At 56.4% G+C, this 921-nt stretch carries 2 protein-coding genes; both read left to right on the top strand.

The genetic code is table 11. The features are described 5' to 3' along the window. The coding region (gene tnpC / locus IFT53_RS23525; protein ID WP_192068469.1) for an IS66 family transposase at positions 1–564 on the top strand (564 nt) is incomplete at its 5' end. Between the two features lie 56 nt (positions 565–620). Next, a complete protein-coding gene (locus tag IFT53_RS23530; RefSeq protein WP_192068468.1) occupies positions 621–893 on the top strand; it encodes a hypothetical protein in 273 nt (90 codons plus the stop codon). Positions 894–921: the final 28 nt, after the last annotated feature.

A 921-nucleotide genomic window follows, 5' to 3' on the forward strand; every position in this document is an offset into this window, starting at 1 on the left:
TGTTGGGCGCACGCGCGGCGCAAACTGGTGGACATTACCCGCAACGGAACAGCACCCATTGCTGAGGACGGCGTCAAACGGATCGGTGAACTGTATCGGATCGAAGCCGAGTTGCGTGGCCTTGATCCGCAGACTCGTCTTGCTGGACGGCAGGAACGGTCTGCACCGCTCGTCGCCGATATGTGGGCCTGGCTTGTCCATCACCGTGCCCGTATTGCGACCAAGTCGCCGCTCGGCGAAGCCCTGGCCTACATCGCCAAATACTGGGATGGCCTAAAACTCTTCCTGACCGACGGTCGCATCGAAATTGATAACAACAGTGTCGAGCGAACCATCAGGCCGATAGCGCTTAATCGCAAGAACGCACTCTTTGCAGGCCATGATACGGGAGCTGAGAACTGGGCGACCATCGCCTCGCTTATCGAGAGCTGCAAGCTCAATGCCGTTGATCCGTTGGCCTATCTGAGCAGCACGCTCACCGCCATCGTCAACGGCCACAAACAGAGCAAGATTGATGAGTTGCTGCCTTGGGCCTTCAAAAAGATCGTCAAGCCCGCCGCTTGACGGGTTCAGCTCCACTGGCATACTCGTCGTCGTTATACAGAAGCTGGAAGTGCGACATGATCGAAGACGACGAACCCAATCTGGTGACCTCTGGCAAAAGTAAGAGGATCGTCGTCGATGGCTATCCCTTCTCCATCGACATCTTCCGACTGGAAGCCGATAAGACATGGACGCTTGAGGTAATTGACCACCAAAACACCAGTTACGTCTGGGACGAGCAATTTGAGTCCGACGCAGAGGCCCACGACGTCGCGGTGAAAACCATCGAGGCAGAGGGTGCCCTCGCGTTCATGCGCGGCAACAACGTCATTCCATTCCGTCAAGCGTAAAACCACGTGCCATCAAAACGGCGCTTAC

This window comes from Rhizobium sp. CFBP 13644 (genome assembly GCF_014842165.1).
GTDB classification, from domain to species: domain Bacteria; phylum Pseudomonadota; class Alphaproteobacteria; order Rhizobiales; family Rhizobiaceae; genus Agrobacterium; species Agrobacterium tumefaciens_C.